Genomic DNA, 20,020 nt, shown 5'->3' with positions numbered 1-20,020 from the left:
GACCGCGCCGCCGGCGCCTTCCCGCGGTGACGCGCCCGGCGACGCCCGGGCCGGTGCCCGCCGGTTCCGGCGCGGACGGGCGACGTGACCAGCACGACAACGGTTCGGTACAACCCGGGACCGGTTGTCCGTGTCGGCCTATACGCTCGAAGCGACCATCGCACGACCGGCCGGTGCCGTCCGAGCACCGGCCGCGCCCGTACGCCCGCCCCAGGCACCAGGAGCAGCCATGCACGGCCACGGCTACACGCAGCCGGTGAAGCAGCCGCCCCCGACGGTGTGGCTGGTCCTCCTGCGCGTGCTGTTCGTGACCCTCGCGATCCTCAGCCTCGGTTTCCTCACCTGGACGATGCTGCTGCGGCTGTCGATCGTGACCCGCAGGTCCCTCGACTGGGGCCTGTTCGTGGCCGTGCTGGCGGCCGACGTCCTCAGCATCGTCCTGCTCGGCAGCGAGCCCGGCGACGAGATCCACACCGCCGGCGGCTGGACCGGCCTCGGCCTGCTGCTCGGCACGCTGGTGGCCTCGATCGCCTACTACCTCGCGGCGGAGACGCGCCACTTCCACCAGCTCCGCTACGGCGGCCACCTGTCGCGGCCCGCGCCGGGGTACGGCTACCCGCAGCCGCCGGCCCCGTACTCCGCCGCGCCCCCGGCCCCCATGCCCGTCGGCCCGGTCCCCACCTCCGCACCCCCCGCGCCCGCGCCCCCCACCCCCGTACCCCCCGTGCCCGCGCCTCCCGCGCCCACGGCCGCGCCGTCCCCCGCCCCCACTCCCCCCGCTCCCCCCGCCCCTCCGCCCCGGCGCCCCGCACCGGCCCGCATCGACCAGGTGCGTGCCGAACTCGACGAACTCAGCGACTACCTGCGCCGGCAGGACGGCGGCCACGAGGGCGGACGGTGACGGTGGCGGCGGGACGGATCGTCGCCGGCCGGTACGAGCTGGCGACGCTCATCGGCCAGGGCGGCATGGGACAGGTCTGGACGGCGTACGACCGGCGGCTCGACCGGCGCGTGGCGGTGAAGCTGCTGCGCCCCGACCGGGTGGCCGGCCAGGACGCGGACGAACTGCGCCGCCGCTTCGTGCGCGAGTGCCGGGTGACCGCGCAGGTCGACCACCCCGGCCTGGTCACGGTGCACGACGCGGGCAGCGAGGGCGAGGAGCTGTTCCTCGTCATGCAGTACGTCGACGGCGCCGACCTCTCCGACCACCTCGCCGAACACGACCCGTACCCGTGGCCGTGGGCGGTCGCGGTCGCGGCCCAGCTGTGCGCCGTGCTCAGCGCCGTGCACGCCGTGCCGATCGTCCACCGGGACCTCAAACCCCGCAACGTGATGGTGAGGCAGAACGGTACGGTCACCGTCCTCGACCTCGGCGTCGCCTCGGTGATGGACGCGGATACCACCCGCCTCACCCACACCGGCACGCCCATCGGCTCGCCCGCCTACATGGCCCCCGAACAGGCGATGGGCGGCGCGGTCGGCCCGTACACCGACCTGTACGCGCTCGGCGTCCTGCTGCACGAACTGCTCAGCGGCAACGTGCCGTTCGCGGGCTCCACCGCGCTCGGCGTGCTCCACCGGCACCTGTACGAGCCGCCGCTGCCCGTGCGCCGCATCCGCCCGGAGATACCCGAGCCCCTCGAAACGCTGGTCCTGCGCCTGCTCGCCAAGGACCCGCAGCACCGCCCCGCCTCCGCGCAGGAGGTGTACGAGCACCTGGAACCACTCCTGCCCGCGCGCGGTACCCCCACCGGAGCACCTCTCGACCCCACCCGCCCCTTCCTGCGCCCGCACGCCCCCTGGCCCGACCGCGCCCGCACCCCCGCCCCCCAGCCCGCCCCGGCCCCGCCGGCCGCCGGGAGGACCGGGCAACCGGACGTCGCCCGGGCCGTCGACGAGGTCAAGCGCCTGCTCGGCGAGGGCCGCATCACCCAGGCCGTCGACATCCTCGGCGCGATCCTGCCCACCGCCGCCGAACAGCACGGCGAACGCTCCCCCGTCGTCCGCACCCTGCGCAAGCAGTACGCGGCCACCCTCATGGACGACGGCCAGTACCGGCGCGCACTGCCCGAACTGCGCCGCCTCGCCGACGAACGCGCCGCCGAGGCCGGCCAGGCCGACCCGCAGGCCCTGCGCTTCCGCCACGACGCCGCCCAGTGCCTGGAGCAGCTCGGCGAACCGGCGGCGGCACTCGCCGAGTACCGGGCGCTGCTGCCGTACTACGAGAACCAGTACGTCGCCGCCGGCGACCCGGACCTCGCCCACGACGTCCGCCGCCGCATCGGCCACCTCCTGCTCGCCCTCGGCGACCGCGCCGCCGCCCACGACACCCTGGCCCGGCTCCTCCACGACGTCGAACGCCTGCACGGCCCCGGGCACCCGCTCGCGGTCGAGATCCGGCGCACCCTCCAATGGCTGGGACAGGTGCGCGGCTGACACCCGGGCACCCGACCACCCGGGCGCCACGCGGCGGTGCCGCGCGCCCCGGCGAATCGTTGGTCGAATGGGTTGGCCAGAGCTTGCCCACTGCCTACCATCGATCACCGCAAGACCTTGTGCACCGCCGCACAATCCCCCCGGGAGGTCCCCTTGCACCGCCGCCGTCGCACCGCGCTCCTCCTCACCGCCGCGATCGCCGCGGCCCCTCTGCTGACCGCCTGCGGAAACGACGCGCGCCCCGGCGCGGCGGCCGTCGTCGACGGCCGGCGGATCACCGTCGCCCAGCTGGAGGACCGGGTCGACGAGGTGCGCGCCGCACAGCGCGCGGCCGTACGGGACGACGCCCAGTACGCGCAGGTCGTCGCCGGGACCGGCACCCTCACCCGCACCACCCTCCAGAACATGGTCTTGGACCGGGTGCTGCACCGCGCCGCCCGGGACGCGGGCGTGACCGTCGCCCCCAAGGAGGTCCAGCGGATGCGCACCGGCCTGGAACGGCAGGTCGGCGGCGCTAAGGCGCTGGAGAGGGCCTGGCTGGAGCAGTACGACATCCCGCCCGCGCGCCTCGACGAGAACCTCCGCCTCCAGCTCCAGGCCCAGAAACTCGCCGAGAAACTCGGCACCGACACCGGCCGGCCCGAATTCTGGAAGGCCCTGTCCGAGGCGTCCAGGAAGCTCGACATCGACCTCAATCCGCGCTACGGCTCCTGGGACGTGGACAAGAACAGCCGCGTCGACGCGAAGACGCCGTGGCTGCGCGACGTGACGGCACAGGGCACGCAGCGGACGGCCTAGGCATTCGCACGGGGACCGGCGCGGCACGACGGTTCACCCCCCGCGCCCCGCGGACGTCCCCGCACCCCGTGGACGACCCGGCGGACCCCGCGGAGGCGGAGGCCCGGCCCTGTGGACAACTCGCGGGCCCGTCCGCGGTGTGCGTTACGTTCGAGGTGTGAACGGAACCAGCCCCGAAACCGCCTCCGGCCCCGGCCGCATCATCCTGCTCACCACCAGCCACCGCGTCGCGCCCGGCCTGCTGTCCTGGCCCGCCTGGCAGGCCCTGCACGCCGCCGACCGCGTGCTGTGCGCGGACGGGGCGCACCCGCAGCTGCCGTACCTGCGCGAGGCGGGGGTGGCCGTCGACGAGGCGTCCTCGACCGCCCGGGAACTGGTCGACGCCTGCGCCGGCGGGCGCACGGTCGTGGTCGTGGCCACCGGCGAGGGCGAACCGGCCCTCACCGACGGCCTGGCCCGGCTCGCCGGCTCCGGCCGCGTGCGCATGCCGGAGCTGGAGCTGCTGCCCGCCTCCTACGACCTGCCGGGCGCCCGCCTGCTCGACCTCGTGCAGGTCATGGACCGCATCCGCGCCGAGTGCCCCTGGTCCTCGCGGCAGACCCACAAGGGGCTGGCGAAGTACGGCATCGAGGAGGCGTACGAGCTGGTCGAGGCCATCGAGGACGGCGACCGCGAGGAACTGCGCGAGGAACTCGGCGACGTCCTGCTCCAGGTCGTCTTCCACGCCCGGATCGCCGAGGAGGACCCGGACGCCCCCTTCTCCATCGACGACGTGGCCGGCGGCATCGTCGCCAAGCTGATCCACCGCCATCCGCACGTCTTCGGGGACGCCACGGCGGCCACCCCCGAAGAGGTCAAGGAGCACTGGCTGCGCACCAAGGCGGTCGAGAAGCAGCGCACCTCCGTCACGGAGGGCGTCCCCCTGGGCCAGCCCGGCCTGGCCCTCGCGGCGAAACTGGCGTCGCGGGTGCGCACGGCCGGGCTCGACGTGCCGCTCCCGCCCGCCGAGGGCATCGGCTACGAACTGCTCGCGCTGGCGGTACGCGCCGAGGCGCAGGGCGTCGACCCGGAAGCGGCACTCAGAGCAGCCGCACGGGCGTACCGCGACGCCATCCGGGAGGTCGAGGGCGTCGAGGGCTGAGCCGTGTGGGGAGGGGAGGGGAGGGGGGAGATCCCCTCCCGGATACCGTCGAGGGGTGACCGACCAGCCCAAGCCCGACAGCACCACCTCCGCCCCGCCCCCTCCCCACCCCGCCCCGCCCCCCGCGTCGGAGCCCGCCCTCTTCACCTGGGAGTTCGCCGCCGACCCCTACCCCGCCTACGCCTGGCTGCGCGAACACGCCCCCGTGCGCCGGACCACGCTGCCCAGCGGGGTCGAGGCCTGGCTGGTCACCCGTTACGCCGACGCCCGGCAGGCGCTCGCCGACGACCGCCTTTCCAAGAACCCGGCCCACCACGACGAGCCCGCCCACGCCAAGGGCAGGACCGGCATTCCCGGTGAGCGGAAGGCCGAGCTGATGACGCACCTGCTCAACATCGACCCGCCGGACCACACCCGGTTGCGCCGTCTGGTGAGCAAGGCGTTCACGCCCCGCCGTGTCGCCGAGTTCGCGCCCCGCGTGCAGGAGCTCGCCGACGGACTCATCGACCGGTTCGCGGCCGCGGGGGAGGCCGACCTCATCCACGAGTTCGCCTTCCCGCTGCCCATCTACGCCATCTGCGACATGCTCGGTGTCCCCCGTGAGGACCAGGACGACTTCCGGGACTGGGCGGGCATGATGATCCGCCACCAGGGAGGCCCCCGGGGCGGGGTCGCCCGTTCGGTGAAGAAGATGCGCGGCTATCTCGCCGACCTCATCCACCGCAAGCGCGAGGCGCTGCCGCCCGAGCCCGGCCCCGGCGAGGACCTCATCTCCGGTCTCATCCGGGCCTCCGACCACGGCGAGCACCTCACCGAGAACGAGGCCGCGGCGATGGCGTTCATCCTCCTGTTCGCCGGTTTCGAGACCACCGTCAACCTCATCGGCAACGGCATGTACGCCCTGCTCACCCATCCCGGACAGCGCACCCGCCTCCAGCGGTCCCTCGCCGCCGGCAAGCGCGGCCTGCTGGAGACCGGTGTCGAGGAACTCCTGCGCTACGACGGGCCGGTGGAGCTGGCCACCTGGCGCTTCGCCACCCGGCCGCTCACCATCGGCGGGCAGGACATCGCCCCCGGCGACCCGGTGCTCGTCGTGCTGGCCGCCGCCGACCGGGATCCGGAGCGGTTCGCGGACCCGGACACCCTCGACCTCGCCCGCCGGGACAACCAGCACCTCGGGTACGGCCACGGCATCCACTACTGCCTGGGCGCCCCGCTCGCCCGGCTGGAGGGCCAGACCGCGCTCGCCACGCTCCTCACCCGTCTGCCGGACCTGCGTCTGGCCGCCGATCCGGCCGACCTGCGCTGGCGCGGCGGGCTCATCATGCGGGGCCTGCGCACGCTGCCCGTGGCGTTCACACCGGCTCCATGACCCCGCCCGGGAACAGAACCGTCCTCACCGGGAGGTGACAGGCATTCACCTCTGTGATCTTCGTGTGATCTGCGCGGCATGAACTTGTGACAAGTGATCGCATGGCTATACGTTCACGGATCAGCGCGGCGCCGTGCGCCACCCGTCGCGCGGTCCTTGTTGTCTCGCGAAAGGTTTCCGCATGCTTTCCGGGAACGGTCGTCACCGCCGCCCCCGCCAGGCTCCGGCACTCGTGGTCGCCGCCGGAGTGACTGGCTCCGCCATCGCGATCCCCCTCCTCGGAGCCTCCGGTGCCAGTGCGGCCGACGGCGCGGCCTGGGACCGGGTCGCCGAGTGCGAGACCGGCGGTGCCTGGAGCGAGAACAGCGGCAACGGCTACTACGGCGGTCTGCAACTCACCCAGGACGACTGGGAGAAGTACGGCGGGCTCGCCTACGCGTCCAGTGCCGACCAGGCCAGTCGTTCCCAGCAGATAAGAATCGCGGAGAAGGTCCTCGCGGCCCAGGGCATCACCGCCTGGCCGACCTGCGGTCTTCTCGCCGGCTTGAACAAGGGCTCGGGGCCGGCCGCCACCGGCACCGGTCCGGCGGACGGGGCGTCGTCCGGGTCGGGCGCCACGAAGGCGCCCGAATCGCCCCGGTCGCCGGAGTCGTCCGGGCCGGTGGATCCGTCGAAGTCGCCGGATGTGTCTGGTTCATCTGGTTCGTCCGCCCCGTCCGCGTCGCCGGAGGCTGTCGAAAGTACCGGAACGTCCGGATCGTCCTCATCCGCGTCCGGTGTGCCTGACGCCCCGTCAGGCGACCGGGACGAATCGGTGAAGTCCGGCACATCGGATGATTCCGGATCGGACTCCGGATCCGTGTCCGACTCCCGGAACCCGGCCGCGCCCGGGCACGGCGGATCCGGCAACTCCGGCCGGGAGGACGCCGTTTCGGGTCCGGCGGGCACCGGCACCTCCGGCGGCGGCCGTCATCGCGGCGCCGGTGCCGACGAGGTCCCGGCCGACCGCCGCGACGGCGCCTCCTCCGGCCGGCACGTCTCGCGCGGCGAGGGGGCGGCGCGCGACGTCGTCGACGGCTCCTACACCGTCCGCCACGGCGACAGCCTCTGGGCCATCGCCGACTCCCTTGACCTCGGCGGCGGATGGCAGGGGCTGTACGCCGGGAACAAGGAGACGGTCGGCGCCGACCCGGATTACATCCTCCCCGGCCAGAAGCTTGCGGTCAGTGACGAAACGGGCGAAAAGTAGCGGGAGTTAGCGTCGTTCTTCACCATTAATGTCCGTTATAAACGTGGTGAGAGATAGGTCTCAGAAGCCCTGATCGTCTTTGAAATTCCGCCGGTCGCCTGTCTACGGTCATGAGCGCTCGCCATCGCGGGCCCCGGCTGCCGCAACGCCGAATCCTGCCAGCGGCCGTCCGGGAACAGTCGTCGCGTCATGCGCCGCAGGCAGGAGCGGGGGACCCAAGGTAAGTGCCGCGCCGGGCAGTCGAACCGGAGCGGCTAGGGGTGGAGCCGAGTCCCGCGAGGGACCCGGCCGGGCAACTCAACCGGCCCGAACCCGACAGCTCACCTCGCAGGCGTCGGTGAGGGGATCAACCATGCTGTTTTCCGGCAAGGGCAAGCACCGTCGTCCGTCCAAGGCCACCCGCGCCATCGCGCTCGCCGGTGTCGCCGGCGCCGCCGTCGCCGCCCCGCTGATGGCGGCCGGCAACGCCTCCGCCGCCACCGCCTCCGAGTGGGACGCCGTCGCCCAGTGCGAGTCCGGCGGCAACTGGTCGATCAACACCGGCAACGGCTACTACGGCGGTCTGCAGTTCTCCGCCTCCACCTGGGCCGCCTACGGCGGCACGCAGTACGCGGCCACCGCCGACCAGGCCAGCAAGGAGCAGCAGATCGCGGTCGCCGAGAAGGTGCTCGCGGGCCAGGGCAAGGGTGCCTGGCCGGTCTGCGGCAAGGGCCTGTCCGGTGCCGCGTACACCGGCGGCGGCGCGTCGGCCGGTTCGTCGAACACCGGCTCCGGCGGCTCGGCCGGCTCGTCCGCGGCCCAGCCCGAGACCACCACCCGTTCGACCGAGCAGAAGGCTTCCCGCTCGCAGGAGCGCCCGGCCGCCCCGCGGGAGACCGTCACCACCCCGACCGGTGAGAAGGTCGAGAAGGGCGACGGCGAGTACAAGGTCGTCGAGGGCGACACCCTCAGCACGATCGCCGCGGAGCACGGCGTCCAGGGCGGCTGGGAGAAGCTGTTCCAGCTGAACGAGGACATCGTCGAGGACGCCGACCTCATCTACCCGGGCCAGCAGCTGCACCTGAAGTAAGGCGCGGCACCGGCTCGCCCGGTCTTCCCCGGCGGTCTCCCCGCCCCGGTGCGTGTCCCCCCTGCGCACCGGGGCGGGGTTTTTCGCGCCGCGGCGCGGCGTCCCCGGTCCGGTCCGCGCGGGGGACGCATTTGTTCCGTTCGGAAACAATTTACTCTCGGTTCTGCCCGAGGAGTGGGTGACCGGCTGGCCGATCGCCCGGAGCCGGTTAGGCTCGTCCCGCAGAGCCACACGGTTTCTCTGGCAGAACCGCCGCGGTCCTGCCCACCCGCGTCACATCCAAGAAGGAGATGCTCGTGCCGTCCATCGACGTCGTCGTAGCCCGGGAAATCCTGGACTCCCGAGGCAATCCCACGGTCGAGGTCGAGGTCGGCCTCGACGACGGCAGCACGGGTCGTGCCGCCGTTCCGTCCGGCGCCTCGACCGGCGCCTTCGAGGCCATCGAACTCCGTGACGGCGATGCCAACCGCTACCTGGGCAAGGGCGTCGAGAAGGCCGTCCTGGCCGTCATCGAGCAGATCGGCCCGGAGCTGGTCGGTTACGACGCCACCGAGCAGCGCCTGATCGACCAGGCCATGTTCGACCTGGACGCCACCGACAACAAGGGCTCCCTGGGCGCCAACGCCATCCTCGGCGTGTCCCTCGCCGTCGCCCACGCCGCCTCCGAGGCCAGCGACCTGCCGCTCTTCCGCTACCTGGGCGGCCCCAACGCGCACCTGCTGCCGGTGCCGATGATGAACATCCTGAACGGCGGCTCGCACGCCGACTCCAACGTGGACATCCAGGAGTTCATGATCGCCCCGATCGGCGCGGAGTCCTTCTCCGAGGCCCTGCGCTGGGGCGCCGAGGTCTACCACACCCTGAAGAAGGTCCTGAAGGGCAAGGGCCTGGCCACCGGCCTCGGCGACGAGGGCGGCTTCGCCCCGAACCTCGGCTCCAACCGCGAGGCCCTCGACCTCATCCTGGAGGCGATCAGGGAGGCCGGTTACACCCCCGGCGAGCAGATCGCCCTCGCCCTCGACGTCGCCGCGTCCGAGTTCTACAAGGACGGCGTGTACGTCTTCGAGGGCAAGGAGCGCACGGCCGCCGAGATGACCGAGTACTACGCCGAGCTGGTCGAGGCGTACCCGCTGGTCTCCATCGAGGACCCGCTGTTCGAGGACGACTGGGAGGGCTGGAAGACCATCACCGCCCAGCTCGGCGACAAGGTCCAGCTCGTCGGCGACGACCTGTTCGTCACCAACCCCGAGCGCCTGGCCCGCGGCATCGAGGAGGGCGCCGCCAACGCCCTGCTGGTCAAGGTCAACCAGATCGGTTCGCTGACCGAGACCCTGGACGCCGTCGAGCTGGCCCAGCGCAACGGCTACAAGTGCATGATGTCCCACCGCTCCGGCGAGACCGAGGACGTCACCATCGCCGACCTGGCCGTCGCCACCAACTGCGGCCAGATCAAGACCGGCGCCCCGGCCCGCTCCGAGCGCGTCGCCAAGTACAACCAGCTGCTGCGCATCGAGGAGATCCTCGACGACGCCGCGGTGTACGCCGGCCGCAGCGCCTTCCCGCGCTTCAAGGGCTGACCGGCCCCGGCAGAAGGCAGCGTCGTCCGTACGTCCCCGCACCCGGTCCCGTACCGTGTGCGGGGACGTACGCACGTAGGACGGCGCAACGGGAGGCGGGGACATGGCGGTGAAGGACCGGGACCGTTTCTCCACCACGACCCGGATCCGGCTGCTCGGCGAGCAGACGGCGGCCCGGGTCTACCGCTCGCAGACCAAACGGCAGGCCCGCCGCTCCCGGCTGACCGGCCGGGCCGCGCTGCTCGCGATGGTCGTCTGCTCCCTCGTCGTGGCGCTCGCCTATCCCACGAGGCAGTACGTCGCCCAGCGCGGCGAGATCGCCGACCTGCGGCGGCAGAAGCAGCAGACCCAGGAGCGGGTCGAACGCCTGCGCGACCTGAAGGCCCGCTGGCAGGACGACGCGTACGCGGAGCAGCAGATCCGGCGGCGGCTGCACTACGTGATGCCGGGCGAGACGGGTTACGTCGTCGTCGACCCGGACGCGGCCGGGCAGTCCCGCGCCGACCTCGGGGCGGCCGACCGCCCCTGGTACCTGAACCTCTGGGACGAGGTGGACGAGTCCGACGCCGCCGGCCGGTGAGGACGGTCCCGGCCCCCGTCCCGCGCCCCGCGCTCCGCCCCACGCACCCCGCACCCACGGACAGAAAGACAGTCTGAACACCGCCATGGAAACCCCTCCGCCGCCCACCCCGCGCACCGAGCCCACCGACGCGGACGTCGAGGCCTTCAAGCAGCAGCTCGGGCGTCCGCCGCGCGGACTGCGCGCCATCGCGCACCGCTGCCCGTGCGGGCAGCCGGACGTCGTGGAGACGGCACCGCGGCTGCCCGACGGCACGCCCTTCCCGACGCTGTACTACCTGACGTGCCCGCGCGCCAACTCGGCGATCGGCACGCTGGAGGCCGAGGGCGTGATGAAGGAGATGACCGAGCGCCTGGCGGCCGATCCGGAGCTGGCCGCCGCCTACCGCGCCGCGCACGAGGACTACATCCGGCGCCGCGACGAGATCGAGGAGCTGAGGAACTTCCCGAGCGCGGGCGGCATGCCGGACCGGGTCAAGTGCCTGCACGTCCTGGTCGCCCACTCGCTGGCCGCCGGTCCGGGCGTCAACCCGCTGGGCGACGAGGCGATCGCGATGCTGCCCGAGTGGTGGCGCAAGGGCCCGTGCGTGACGACCGCCGCGCCGCCCGCCGGCGAGGGGTGGCAGGTGGACGGGTCGGACAGCGGCCACTTCGCCGTCAAGCCGATCGAGGAGGACCCCAAGTGACCCGTGTCGCCGCCGTCGACTGCGGTACGAACTCCATCCGGCTCCTGGTCGCCGACGTCGACCCGGCCACCGGCGAACTGGTCGAACTGGACCGGCGCATGACCATCGTCCGCCTGGGCCAGGACGTCGACCGCACCGGCCGGCTCGCCCCCGAGGCGCTGGAGCGGACCTTCGCCGCCTGCCGCGAGTACGCGGAGGTCGTCGAGGCGCACGGCGTCGAGCGCCTGCGTTTCGTGGCGACGTCCGCCTCCCGCGACGCCTCCAACCGCGACGACTTCGTACGCGGCGTCCGGGACATCCTCGGCGTCGAGCCGGAGGTGATCACCGGGGACCGGGAGGCCGAGTTCTCCTTCACCGGCGCCACCAGGGAGCTGACGGGCCGTGCGGACCTGCGCCGCCCCTTCCTGGTCGTGGACATCGGCGGCGGTTCGACCGAGTTCGTCGTCGGCGACGACCACGTCCGCGCGGCCCGCTCCGTCGACGTCGGCTGCGTCCGCATGACCGAACGGCACCTGGTGCGCGACGGCGCGGTCGCCGACCCGCCCGCCGAGGAGCAGATCGCGGCGATGCGGGCCGACATCGAGGCCGCCCTCGACCTGGTCGAACGGACCGTCCCGCTGCGCGAGGCGCGCACGCTGGTCGGCCTGGCCGGCTCGGTGACGACGGTGTCGGCGATCGCGCAGGAGCTGCCCGAGTACGACTCCGCCGCCATCCACCACTCCCGCGTCACCCGTGACCGGGTCCGCGAGATCACCGGCCGCCTGCTCCGCTCCACCCACGCCGAGCGCGCCGCGATCCCGTCCATGCACCCGGGCCGCGTCGACGTGATCGCCGCCGGCGCCCTCGTCCTGCTGGCGGTCATGGAGCGGGTCGGCGCGGAGGAGGTCGTGGTCAGCGAGCACGACATCCTCGACGGGATAGCCCACTACGCGGCGAGCCAGGCGTCCTGAGGGGCGGTGCCCGACGGGACCGGCCCCCTGGGCCGGTCCCGTCGCCGCGTGGCCCGGGGTGTCCCCGCGGCTCCGGCCACGGCCGTCCGGTGTCCGGGAGGGATGCCGGCACCGCCGCTCGACCGCTCGCCCGAAGGGTGACGTGTGAGCTGGTCGGGGAGCGTATGAGCGCCCGCGCGACGGGTGCGGGCGAGCGGGCGGCGGCGACCGGCGGGAAACTTCGTGAAGTTCTTCACAAGGAATTGGATCCGGCTGGACGGCTCCCGTGGTCACATTGCCCTTTTTGGGGGTGCAACTGCCCTTTGAACACGTTCAGGAGAGCGCTCCGGGAGACGTCCCGGCAGGCGGGGCGAAAGGGGGAGCGGAGCGGCCCGGCGAGCCTGAAGGGCAGCTCACGAGCCGTTGACAACGACCTTCCCCGCGCGGTGGTTCCCTCTCGGCATCATGATCTCCGTCACGTGAGCGGCGGAGTGTAACACAGCCCCGGTCGGAGCTTGTGAAGGGGCGCACGAGGGCACCCCCGGGAGCGGGTGGATACTCGATGGCATGAGCACCACGGAGCGTCCCAGGATCCTCGTAGTAGGCGGTGGGTACGTAGGCCTGTACGCAGCTCGACGCATTCTGAAGAAGATGCGTTACGGGGAGGCGACCGTCACCGTCGTCGACCCCCGGTCGTACATGACCTACCAGCCCTTCCTCCCCGAAGCCGCCGCCGGCAACATCTCCCCGCGGCACGTCGTCGTCCCCCTGCGGCGCGTGCTCCCCAAGGCGGAGGTCCTCACCGGCCGGGTCACCACCATCGACCAGGACCGCAAGGTCGCCACGATCGCCCCCCTCGTGGGCGAGGCGTACGAGCTGCCCTTCGACTACCTGGTCATCGCCATGGGCGCGGTATCCCGCACCTTCCCGATCCCCGGCCTCGCCGAGCAGGGCATCGGCATGAAGGGCATCGAGGAGGCCATCGGCCTGCGCAACCACGTGCTGGAGCAGCTCGACAAGGCCGACTCCACCACGGACGAGGAGATCCGCCGCAAGGCGCTCACCTTCGTCTTCATCGGCGGCGGCTTCGCCGGCGCCGAGACCGTCGGCGAGGTCGAGGACATGGTCCGCGACGCCGCCAAGTACTACAGGAACGTGTCCCGCGAGGACATGCGCTTCATCCTGGTCGACGCCGCCGACAAGATCCTCCCCGAGGTCGGCCCCAAGCTCGGCACGTACGGCAAGGAGCACCTCGAAAGCCGCGGGGTCGAGGTCTACCTCTCCACCTCCATGGAGTCCTGCGTCGACGGCCACGTGGTGCTGAAGAACGGCCTCGAGGTCGACTCCGACACGATCGTCTGGACCGCCGGCGTCAAGCCGAACCCGGCCCTGTCCCGCTTCGGCCTGCCCCTCGGTCCCCGGGGCCACGTCGACTGCGAGCCGACGCTCCAGGTCAAGGGCATGGACCACGTCTGGGCCGCGGGCGACAACGCCCAGGTCCCGGACCTCGTGGGCCGCAAGAACGGCAACCCGAACGCCTGGTGCCCGCCCAACGCCCAGCACGCGCTGCGCCAGGCCAAGGTCCTCGGCGACAACGTCCTGTCCGGCATGCGGGGCTTCCCGCAGAAGGAGTACAGCCACGCCAACAAGGGCGCGGTGGCGGGCCTCGGCCTGCACAAGGGCGTCGCGATGATCGTCATGGGCAAGATGAAGATCAAGCTCAAGGGCCGTCTCGCCTGGTACATGCACCGCGCCTACCACGGCATGGCGATGCCGACCTGGAACCGCAAGATCCGGGTCTTCGCCGACTGGACGCTCGGCATGTTCCTCAAGCGCGAGGTCGTCTCGCTCGGCGCGATCGAGTCCCCGCGCGAGGAGTTCTACGAGGCCGCCAAGCCGGCCCCGGCGCCCGCCGCCAAGACCGAGGAGAAGGCCAAGGCCTCCTGACCCCACGGTCACCGGACGTGCCGGCGCGCCCCGCGGGGCGCGCCGGCACGTCACCCCGTCACCCGCCCGAAGGGGCCGTCCGCCATCCGTGGTGCGGACGGCCCCTTCGGCGGTTTCCCCTGCTTTCCGCCCTCCGCCCTCCGCCCTCCGCCCTCCGCCCTCCGCTTTCCGCCTTCCGCCCCTGCCTCCGGCCCGGGCACGGCACCCGGCCCGGTGACCGCCGTCCGGCCGAACCCGCCGGCACCGCCGTACCGGTGGCGCCGGACCGGTCCGGCCCGCCCCGCGCGCCCGCGCCGGCGGAGCGCCGGCCCGCACCGGGGGGACCGTCTCGCCGCGCGGACCCCGGGAACGGCTCCGCGCGCGGGAGCCGCGACCGCCCCGCCACGGGCACCCCGCACCCCGATCCACGACCCGCGCGACGGCACGCGGACCCGCCGGCGGCCGACCGGCCGGACCGCCTGCCGGGACCGGCCGCATCCCCGTACGTCAAGCCGGGCACCACCCTCGGCGCCGGCCCCGGTGCACGGACGGCCGACACGGCCGGCCCGCCGCGCCACGGAGCGGGGACGGGGAGCGGCTCCGGGCCGCCGCCGTGACACGGTCGGCGAACAGGCGTACGTACCACCTGTTTTGCCGAGCCATGACCCCGTTGCGGGACTGCGCCGGGCGCGCGCAGGTGTTTACGTGGTGGGGGACATCCGGGATCGCTGTCACGGAGGTGTACGCCATGGCCGACGCCGCGCCGCGGCTGAAGGAGCTCGTCGAGCAGGCGCTGGGAGTGCCGCTCCCGGTGCGCATCCGCGCCTGGGACGGGTCGCAGGCGGGCCCGCCGGGCACGCCGGTGCTGGTGGTGCGCAACCGCCGGGCCCTGCGGCGGCTGCTGTGGAAGCCGGGCGAACTGGGCCTGGCCCGCGCCTGGGTGGCCGGCGACCTGGAGGTCGAGGGCGATCTGTACGCGGCGCTCGACCTGATCGCCGGACTGGTCTGGGAACGCGGGGAGGACGCCCGCGGCCTCGGCCAGGCGCTGCGCGATCCCCGGGTCCGGGCCGCCGTGCGCGGGCTGGTGCGGATGGGCGGGCCCGCGCTGCCGCCCGCGCCGCCCCGCGAGGAGGTCCGCCGGGTCCGCGGCCACCTGCACACCCGCCGCACCGACAAGCGGGCCGTCAGCCACCACTACGACGTCGGCAACGACTTCTACGAGCTGTTCCTCGGGCCCTCCATGGTGTACTCCTGCGCCTACTGGCGGGCCCCGGAACCCGAGGGCGGCACCCTGGAGGAAGCCCAGCGCGACAAGCTGGAACTGGTCTGCCGCAAGCTGGACCTGAAGCCCGGTCAGCGCCTGCTCGACGTCGGCTGCGGCTGGGGCTCCATGGCCGTCCACGCCGCCCGCGAGCACGGTGTGAGCGTCGTCGGCGTCACCCTGTCGCGGGAGCAGGCGGTGTACGCCCGCAAGCGCGTCGCCGACGAGGGGCTCACCGACCGGGTGGAGATCCGCGTCCAGGACTACCGGGACGTCGCCGACGGGCCGTACGACGCGATCTCCTCCATCGGCATGGCCGAGCACGTCGGTGCCGAACGGTACCTGGAGTACGCCCGGAACCTGTACGCCCTGCTGAAGCCGGGCGGGCGGCTGCTGAACCACCAGATCGCCCGGCGCCCGGAGAAGGACGAGTCCGCCTACCGGGTGGACGAGTTCATCGACGCCTACGTCTTCCCCGACGGCGAGCTCGCGCCCGTCGGCACCACCGTCACCCAGCTGGAGCGCGCCGGGTTCGAGGTGCGCGACGTGGAGTCGATCCGCGAGCACTACGCCCTCACCCTGCGCCGCTGGGTCGCCAACCTGGAGACCCACTGGGCGCGCGCCGTGGAGCTCTCCAGCCCCGGCCGGGCCCGCGTCTGGCGTCTGTACATGGCCGCCTCCGCGCTGGCCTTCGAGCACAACCGCATCGGCGTCAACCAGGTCCTGGCCGTGCGGACCCCCGAGTCGGGCGACTCCGGGATGCCGCTGCGCTCGCGCACCTGGAACGGCTGAGCGGAGGAGAGGGGAGGAACGGGGACGGGGGAACGGCGAAGGGGCCCCCGTTCCCGTGGGGGAACGGGGGCCCCGGCCGCTGTACGGGTCCCGGGCCGCCCGGTCCGCTCGGCGCGGGCCCCGGGCCGCCCGGTCTACTCGGCCTTGATCGCCTGGAGCGTGTTCAGCCGGGCCGCCCGCCGCGCCGGCCACAGCGCCGCCAGGACGCCCACGGCCGCCGCCAGCAGCAGGAAGACGGCCATCCGGCCCCACGGCAGGACCAGCTCGTACGTCGCCAACGAGGTGCCGAGCAGCTCGCCGGCCGCCCAGCCGAAGAACACACCCAGACCGATGCCGAGCACACCGCCGAAGAGGGAGATCACCAGGGACTCCAGGCGGACCATCCGCTTGACGCCCCGGCGGTCCAGGCCGATCGCCCGCAGCATGCCGATCTCCTGGGAGCGTTCGAAGACCGACATGGCCAGGGTGTTGACGACCCCGAGGACGGCCACGATCACCGCCATGGCCAGCAGGCCGTAGAGCATGTTCAGTATCAGTGTGAACGTCTGCGCGATCTCTTCGGACAGGTCCTCCTTGTCCTGGACCTTGATCGCCGGGTTGCTGCCCAGCGCCTTCTCCAGGCGGTCCTCGGCCGAGTCCGACGCGCCGCCGGAGGTCTTGACCATCACCTGCATGTCGCCCGGGTCGCTCTGGTGCGGGGTGAGCGTCGCGGTGTCGAGCATGATGCCGCGCATCATCTCGTTGCCCTCGTAGACGCCGGCGACGGTCAGCCGCTGCTTCGCGCCGTCCTCGTAGGCGACGGTGAAGACGGAGCCGGCCTGCCAGCCGTGCCGCTCGGCGGTGGTGTCGTCGACGGCCACCCGGGCGCCGCCCACCTCGAAGGCGCCCTCCTTCACCGCGAGGTCGGTCAGCTCGCCGATGGTGGAGCCGTCGACGCCGGTGAGGTACTCGGTCTCGCCGCCGATGCGGGCGGGCGCGTTGCGCAGCGGGCTGGTGGCGGTGACGCCACCGGTCCGCTTCAGCTTCTCCTCGACGTCCGGCGACAGCGGGTTGCCGTTGGCCATGGAGACCACGTAGTCCGCCTCGATCGCCGCCGACGCCATCTTGTCGATCGACTTCTGCAGGCTGCCCGCCACCACCGTCATTCCGGTGATCAGGGTGAGGCCGATCATCAGCGCGGAGGCGGTGGCGGCCGTACGGCGCGGGTTGCGCACCGAGTTCTGCCGGGCCAGCTTGCCGGAGACCCCGAACAGGCGCAGCACCGGGGACGCGGCGGCGATCAGCGGGCGGGACAGCAGCGGGGTCAGGACGAACACGCCGATGATCAGCAGTACGGCGCCCAGGCCCATCGGGGCCTGCCCGTCGGAGCCGCCCATCGTCGTGGCCGCCAGCACCACCGCGACGCCCGCGGCCGCGAACAGGGAGCCCAGCGTGTTGCGCAGCACCAGCGACTTGGCCGACGCCACGGCGTGCACGCTGCTCATCGCCGCCACCGGAGGGACCTTCGCCGCCCGGCGGCCCGGCAGCCAGGCGGCCAGCATGGTGACCAGGACGCCGACCGCGAACGCCGAGACGACCGTGGCCGGGGAGACGACCAGCGGTCCGTCGGGCACGGTCGCGCCGAGCGAATCCATCAGGGAGCGCAGCCCGGCCCCGATGCCGATGCCGGCGGCCAGACCGGCCACGGCGGCGGCCAGACCCACCACGAACGCCTCGATCAGCACCGACCGGGAGACCTGGCGGCGGGAGGCGCCGACCGCGCGCAGCAGCGCCAGCTCCCTGGTGCGCTGGGCGACCAGCATGGTGAAGGTGTTGGCGATGATGAACGTGCCGACGAACAGCGCGATGCCGGCGAAGACCAGCAGGCCCTGCTTCATGCCGCTCATCGACGAGGCGATCGTCTCCGCCTGGATCTCGGCGAGCCGCTCGCCGGTGGTGGTCTCGACGAGGTCCTTCGGCAGCGCCCGGTCCAGCTCGGCCTTGAGCGCGTTCTGCGTGACGCCCGGCTCCGCCTCGACGGCGATCGTGTCGTAGGTGCCCGTCTTGCCGAACAGCTTCTGCGCGGTCGCCGTGTCGAACAGGACGAGGCTGCCGCCGGCCGCGACGGCGCCGTCGTCGGTGGTGAACACGCCGGTGACGGTCGGGGTCAGCACGGGCCCGTCGACGGACAGGCGCACGGTGTCCCCGGCCCGGTAGCCGGTGCGCCGGGCGGTCGCGGAGTCGATCAGTACCTCGCCGGGTCCCTTCGGGGCGCGGCCCTCCACCAGCGGATAGCGGGGGTCCTCGGTGCCCCAGTAGTTGCCGCCCCACGTGCTGAAGCCCTCGCCCGCCGGCTTGCCGTCCTTGCCGGCGAGGGCGGTGAAGCCGCCGACGAGGCCGACGGCGTTCGCGGCGCCGGGCACGCGCGCGCTTCGGTCGAGCACGGCCTGGGTCAGCTCGGGCGCCTTGCCGACCCGGTCGCCCTCGGCGTCCTGGTACTCGGGCTGCACGGAGACGTCGACGTGGTCGTAGCCCTTGGCGGAGCTCTTCTGCAGCGCGTCGGAGATGGTGTCGGTGAAGACCAGGGTGCCCGACACGAACGCCACGCCGAGCATCACGGCGAGCACGGTCATCAACAGCCTGGCCTTGTGCGCGAGTACGTTGCGCAAGGCGGTTCGGAACATGGGGTCGTCTCAGTCCAGGGGTACGGGTGCGGGCGCAGGGCAGGGCAGCGCGGGGCGGGTGGTGAGGGTGGTGAGGAGTGGGGGAGGCGCGTCAGCTGGTGCGGCCCTTGGCGTCGAACCGCTTCATGCGGTCCAGCACCGCGTCGGCCGTCGGCCCGGACAGCTCGTCGACGATGCGGCCGTCCGCCAGGAAGACCACCCGGTCCGCGTACGCCGCCGCCACCGGGTCGTGGGTGACCATCACGACGGTCTGCCCCAGTTCCCGTACGGAGTTGCGCAGGAAGCCCAGCACCTCGGCGCCCGAGCGCGAGTCGAGGTTCCCGGTCGGCTCGTCACCGAAGATGATCTCGGGCTTGGAGGCCAGCGCCCGGGCCACGGCGACGCGCTGCTGCTGGCCGCCGGAGAGCTGGGAGGGGCGGTGGCCGAGCCGGTCCGCCAGGCCGACCATCCGGATCACCGTGTCCAGCCACTCCTTGTCCGGCTTGCGGCCCGCGATGTCCATCGGGAGGGTGATGTTCTCCAGGGCCGTCAGCGTCGGCAGCAGGTTGAACGCCTGGAAGATGAAGCCGATCTTGTCCCGGCGCAACCGGGTGAGCTGCCGGTCCTTCAGGGAGCCCAGTTCGGTCTCGCCGATGCGCACCGATCCGGAGGAGAAGGTGTCCAGCCCGGCCACGCAGTGCATCAGCGTGGACTTGCCGGAACCGGAGGGGCCCATGATCGCGGTGAACTCGGCCTGCCGGAAGTCCACGGAGACCCGGTCCAGGGCGACCACTCGGGTCTCGCCCTCGCCGTAGATCTTCGACAGCTCCGTGGCGCGTGCGGCCACGGTGGCGGACCGGCCGGCCGGGGATCCCCCCGGGCGGAGTCCGGGGGAGGATGCGGTGGTCATGGGAAGGCGCTCCTGTCGGGACGACGGTGTGCCCGGCGGCGTGCCGGGGTGTTTCCGGGGATGTGATCCATCCTTCCGGCCGCGGCGGGCGGGGGAGTCAGCCGCTGTTCCGGTTCCGGGGGGCGACTTCGGTCGGACCGGGCGGGGCCGCGTCATACCTGGGGATGACGGGCGACCCCGAGATGCCGGGGAACACCGGGGGCCGACGGCGGAACCGGTGATTCACCTTTGCTGAGACGGTGAAATTCCGTCATTCCGCATGCGCGGCCGATCGTCGCGCGCGAGGCTGTTGGCAAGTGCGGACGGCCTGTTCTGCCGACTGACGCTTCCTCAGACCTCAATAAAATAAGACAACATCGGTCCGCCCGCCCGCTGTTCGGGGGAAGCATCCCGATAGGCTCGGGGTCTCGACGCGGAGCCCATGGCCTGCCCGGATGGTGGAATGCAGACACGGCGAGCTTAAACCTCGCTGCCCCTTCGCGGGCGTGCCGGTTCGAGTCCGGCTCCGGGCACTTCCGACGTCGGCCTCCCCTTTTCCCTTCCTTTCCCTCCCTCCTGCTCCCTCTTCGGAGGCGAGGGCTTCACCTCCTTCGGTGCCGACGACTTCACCGCGCACCCATTGACAGCGGGCCCGCCCGGCCGGAAACTCGCGT

Annotated in this window: 15 protein-coding genes, 1 tRNA gene and 1 riboswitch; of the genes, 14 read left to right on the top strand and 2 right to left on the bottom strand. The window is 72.8% G+C overall.

Annotated elements, in window-relative coordinates:
* Positions 1-229: 229 nt before the first annotated feature.
* The 13 genes from ACSU6Z_RS11465 to ACSU6Z_RS11405 all read left to right on the top strand — a co-directional run bounded on the left by ACSU6Z_RS11465 (position 230) and on the right by ACSU6Z_RS11405 (position 15,815).
* The gene (locus ACSU6Z_RS11465) at positions 230-901 is read left to right on the top strand and encodes a hypothetical protein (protein WP_437044912.1); all 672 of its coding nucleotides are present in this window, start codon (positions 230-232) and stop codon (positions 899-901) included.
* 17 nt (positions 902-918) lie between these two features.
* Positions 919-2,436 (top strand): protein kinase domain-containing protein, encoded by a 1,518-nt coding sequence (locus ACSU6Z_RS11460; protein ID WP_437050266.1) that lies wholly within the window; start codon positions 919-921, stop codon positions 2,434-2,436.
* A 153-nt stretch (positions 2,437-2,589) separates the two neighbouring features.
* A complete protein-coding gene (locus tag ACSU6Z_RS11455) occupies positions 2,590-3,234 on the top strand; it encodes a SurA N-terminal domain-containing protein (RefSeq protein WP_437044910.1) in 645 nt (214 codons plus the stop codon).
* Between the two features lie 157 nt (positions 3,235-3,391).
* Positions 3,392-4,375, top strand: coding sequence for a nucleoside triphosphate pyrophosphohydrolase (locus ACSU6Z_RS11450; RefSeq protein ID WP_437044908.1), 984 nt, complete (start codon positions 3,392-3,394; stop codon positions 4,373-4,375).
* A 55-nt stretch (positions 4,376-4,430) separates the two neighbouring features.
* On the top strand, positions 4,431-5,747 hold the full coding sequence (locus ACSU6Z_RS11445; RefSeq protein WP_437044906.1) for a cytochrome P450 family protein: 1,317 nt from the start codon (positions 4,431-4,433) through the stop codon (positions 5,745-5,747).
* A 181-nt stretch (positions 5,748-5,928) separates the two neighbouring features.
* Positions 5,929-6,996 carry a transglycosylase family protein gene (locus ACSU6Z_RS11440; RefSeq protein WP_437044904.1) on the top strand — a complete coding sequence of 356 codons (1,068 nt, stop codon included), beginning with the start codon at positions 5,929-5,931 and terminating at the stop codon, positions 6,994-6,996.
* A gap of 182 nt (positions 6,997-7,178) precedes the next feature.
* A riboswitch (cyclic di-AMP (ydaO/yuaA leader) is annotated at positions 7,179-7,345 on the top strand.
* Positions 7,346-7,348: 3 nt separating this feature from the next.
* A complete protein-coding gene (locus ACSU6Z_RS11435) occupies positions 7,349-8,065 on the top strand; it encodes a transglycosylase family protein (RefSeq protein WP_437044902.1) in 717 nt (238 codons plus the stop codon).
* Between the two features lie 296 nt (positions 8,066-8,361).
* Positions 8,362-9,642 carry a phosphopyruvate hydratase gene (gene eno, locus ACSU6Z_RS11430; RefSeq protein ID WP_437018929.1) on the top strand — a complete coding sequence of 427 codons (1,281 nt, stop codon included), beginning with the start codon at positions 8,362-8,364 and terminating at the stop codon, positions 9,640-9,642.
* A gap of 103 nt (positions 9,643-9,745) precedes the next feature.
* The gene (locus ACSU6Z_RS11425; RefSeq protein WP_437044900.1) at positions 9,746-10,222 is read left to right on the top strand and encodes an FtsB family cell division protein; all 477 of its coding nucleotides are present in this window, start codon (positions 9,746-9,748) and stop codon (positions 10,220-10,222) included.
* Positions 10,223-10,307: 85 nt separating this feature from the next.
* A complete protein-coding gene (locus ACSU6Z_RS11420) occupies positions 10,308-10,907 on the top strand; it encodes a DUF501 domain-containing protein (RefSeq protein ID WP_437044898.1) in 600 nt (199 codons plus the stop codon).
* On the top strand, positions 10,904-11,857 hold the full coding sequence (locus ACSU6Z_RS11415; protein WP_437044896.1) for a Ppx/GppA phosphatase family protein: 954 nt from the start codon (positions 10,904-10,906) through the stop codon (positions 11,855-11,857). The genes ACSU6Z_RS11420 and ACSU6Z_RS11415 overlap by 4 nt, the downstream gene beginning before the upstream one ends.
* 546 nt (positions 11,858-12,403) lie before the next feature.
* Positions 12,404-13,783 (top strand): NAD(P)/FAD-dependent oxidoreductase, encoded by a 1,380-nt coding sequence (locus tag ACSU6Z_RS11410; RefSeq protein WP_437044894.1) that lies wholly within the window; start codon positions 12,404-12,406, stop codon positions 13,781-13,783.
* 727 nt (positions 13,784-14,510) lie between these two features.
* Entirely contained in the window at positions 14,511-15,815 is a 1,305-nt protein-coding gene (locus ACSU6Z_RS11405; RefSeq protein WP_437044892.1) for a class I SAM-dependent methyltransferase, read from the top strand.
* A gap of 134 nt (positions 15,816-15,949) precedes the next feature.
* Here ACSU6Z_RS11405 and ACSU6Z_RS11400 read toward each other — a convergent pair whose 3' ends face one another.
* Positions 15,950-18,478 (bottom strand): ABC transporter permease, encoded by a 2,529-nt coding sequence (locus ACSU6Z_RS11400; protein ID WP_437044890.1) that lies wholly within the window; start codon positions 18,476-18,478, stop codon positions 15,950-15,952.
* Positions 18,479-18,569: 91 nt separating this feature from the next.
* A complete protein-coding gene (locus tag ACSU6Z_RS11395; protein WP_437044888.1) occupies positions 18,570-19,367 on the bottom strand; it encodes an ABC transporter ATP-binding protein in 798 nt (265 codons plus the stop codon).
* Between the two features lie 428 nt (positions 19,368-19,795).
* Here ACSU6Z_RS11395 and ACSU6Z_RS11390 point away from each other — a divergent pair.
* A tRNA-Leu gene (locus ACSU6Z_RS11390) sits at positions 19,796-19,879 on the top strand.
* Positions 19,880-20,020 lie beyond the last annotated feature (141 nt).

It is taken from the genome of Streptomyces sp. enrichment culture (assembly GCF_964273145.1).
In the GTDB taxonomy this organism is placed as follows: Bacteria; Actinomycetota; Actinomycetes; order Streptomycetales; family Streptomycetaceae; genus Streptomyces.
This window is presented reverse-complemented; position numbering and strand designations above follow the sequence as displayed.

What these genes read in the sequence shown, in the direction of transcription:
- ACSU6Z_RS11440 (WP_437044904.1), top strand. Translation starts at nt 5,929, where the DNA reads ATGCTTTCCGGGAACGGTCGTCACCGCCGCCCCCGCCAGGCTCCGGCA.
- ACSU6Z_RS11410 (WP_437044894.1), top strand. Translation starts at nt 12,404, where the DNA reads ATGAGCACCACGGAGCGTCCCAGGATCCTCGTAGTAGGCGGTGGGTAC.
- ACSU6Z_RS11425 (WP_437044900.1), top strand. Translation starts at nt 9,746, where the DNA reads ATGGCGGTGAAGGACCGGGACCGTTTCTCCACCACGACCCGGATCCGG.
- ACSU6Z_RS11405 (WP_437044892.1), top strand. Translation starts at nt 14,511, where the DNA reads ATGGCCGACGCCGCGCCGCGGCTGAAGGAGCTCGTCGAGCAGGCGCTG.
- ACSU6Z_RS11435 (WP_437044902.1), top strand. Translation starts at nt 7,349, where the DNA reads ATGCTGTTTTCCGGCAAGGGCAAGCACCGTCGTCCGTCCAAGGCCACC.
- ACSU6Z_RS11400 (WP_437044890.1), bottom strand. Translation starts at nt 18,478, where the DNA reads ATGTTCCGAACCGCCTTGCGCAACGTACTCGCGCACAAGGCCAGGCTG.
- ACSU6Z_RS11465 (WP_437044912.1), top strand. Translation starts at nt 230, where the DNA reads ATGCACGGCCACGGCTACACGCAGCCGGTGAAGCAGCCGCCCCCGACG.
- ACSU6Z_RS11420 (WP_437044898.1), top strand. Translation starts at nt 10,308, where the DNA reads ATGGAAACCCCTCCGCCGCCCACCCCGCGCACCGAGCCCACCGACGCG.
- ACSU6Z_RS11395 (WP_437044888.1), bottom strand. Translation starts at nt 19,367, where the DNA reads ATGACCACCGCATCCTCCCCCGGACTCCGCCCGGGGGGATCCCCGGCC.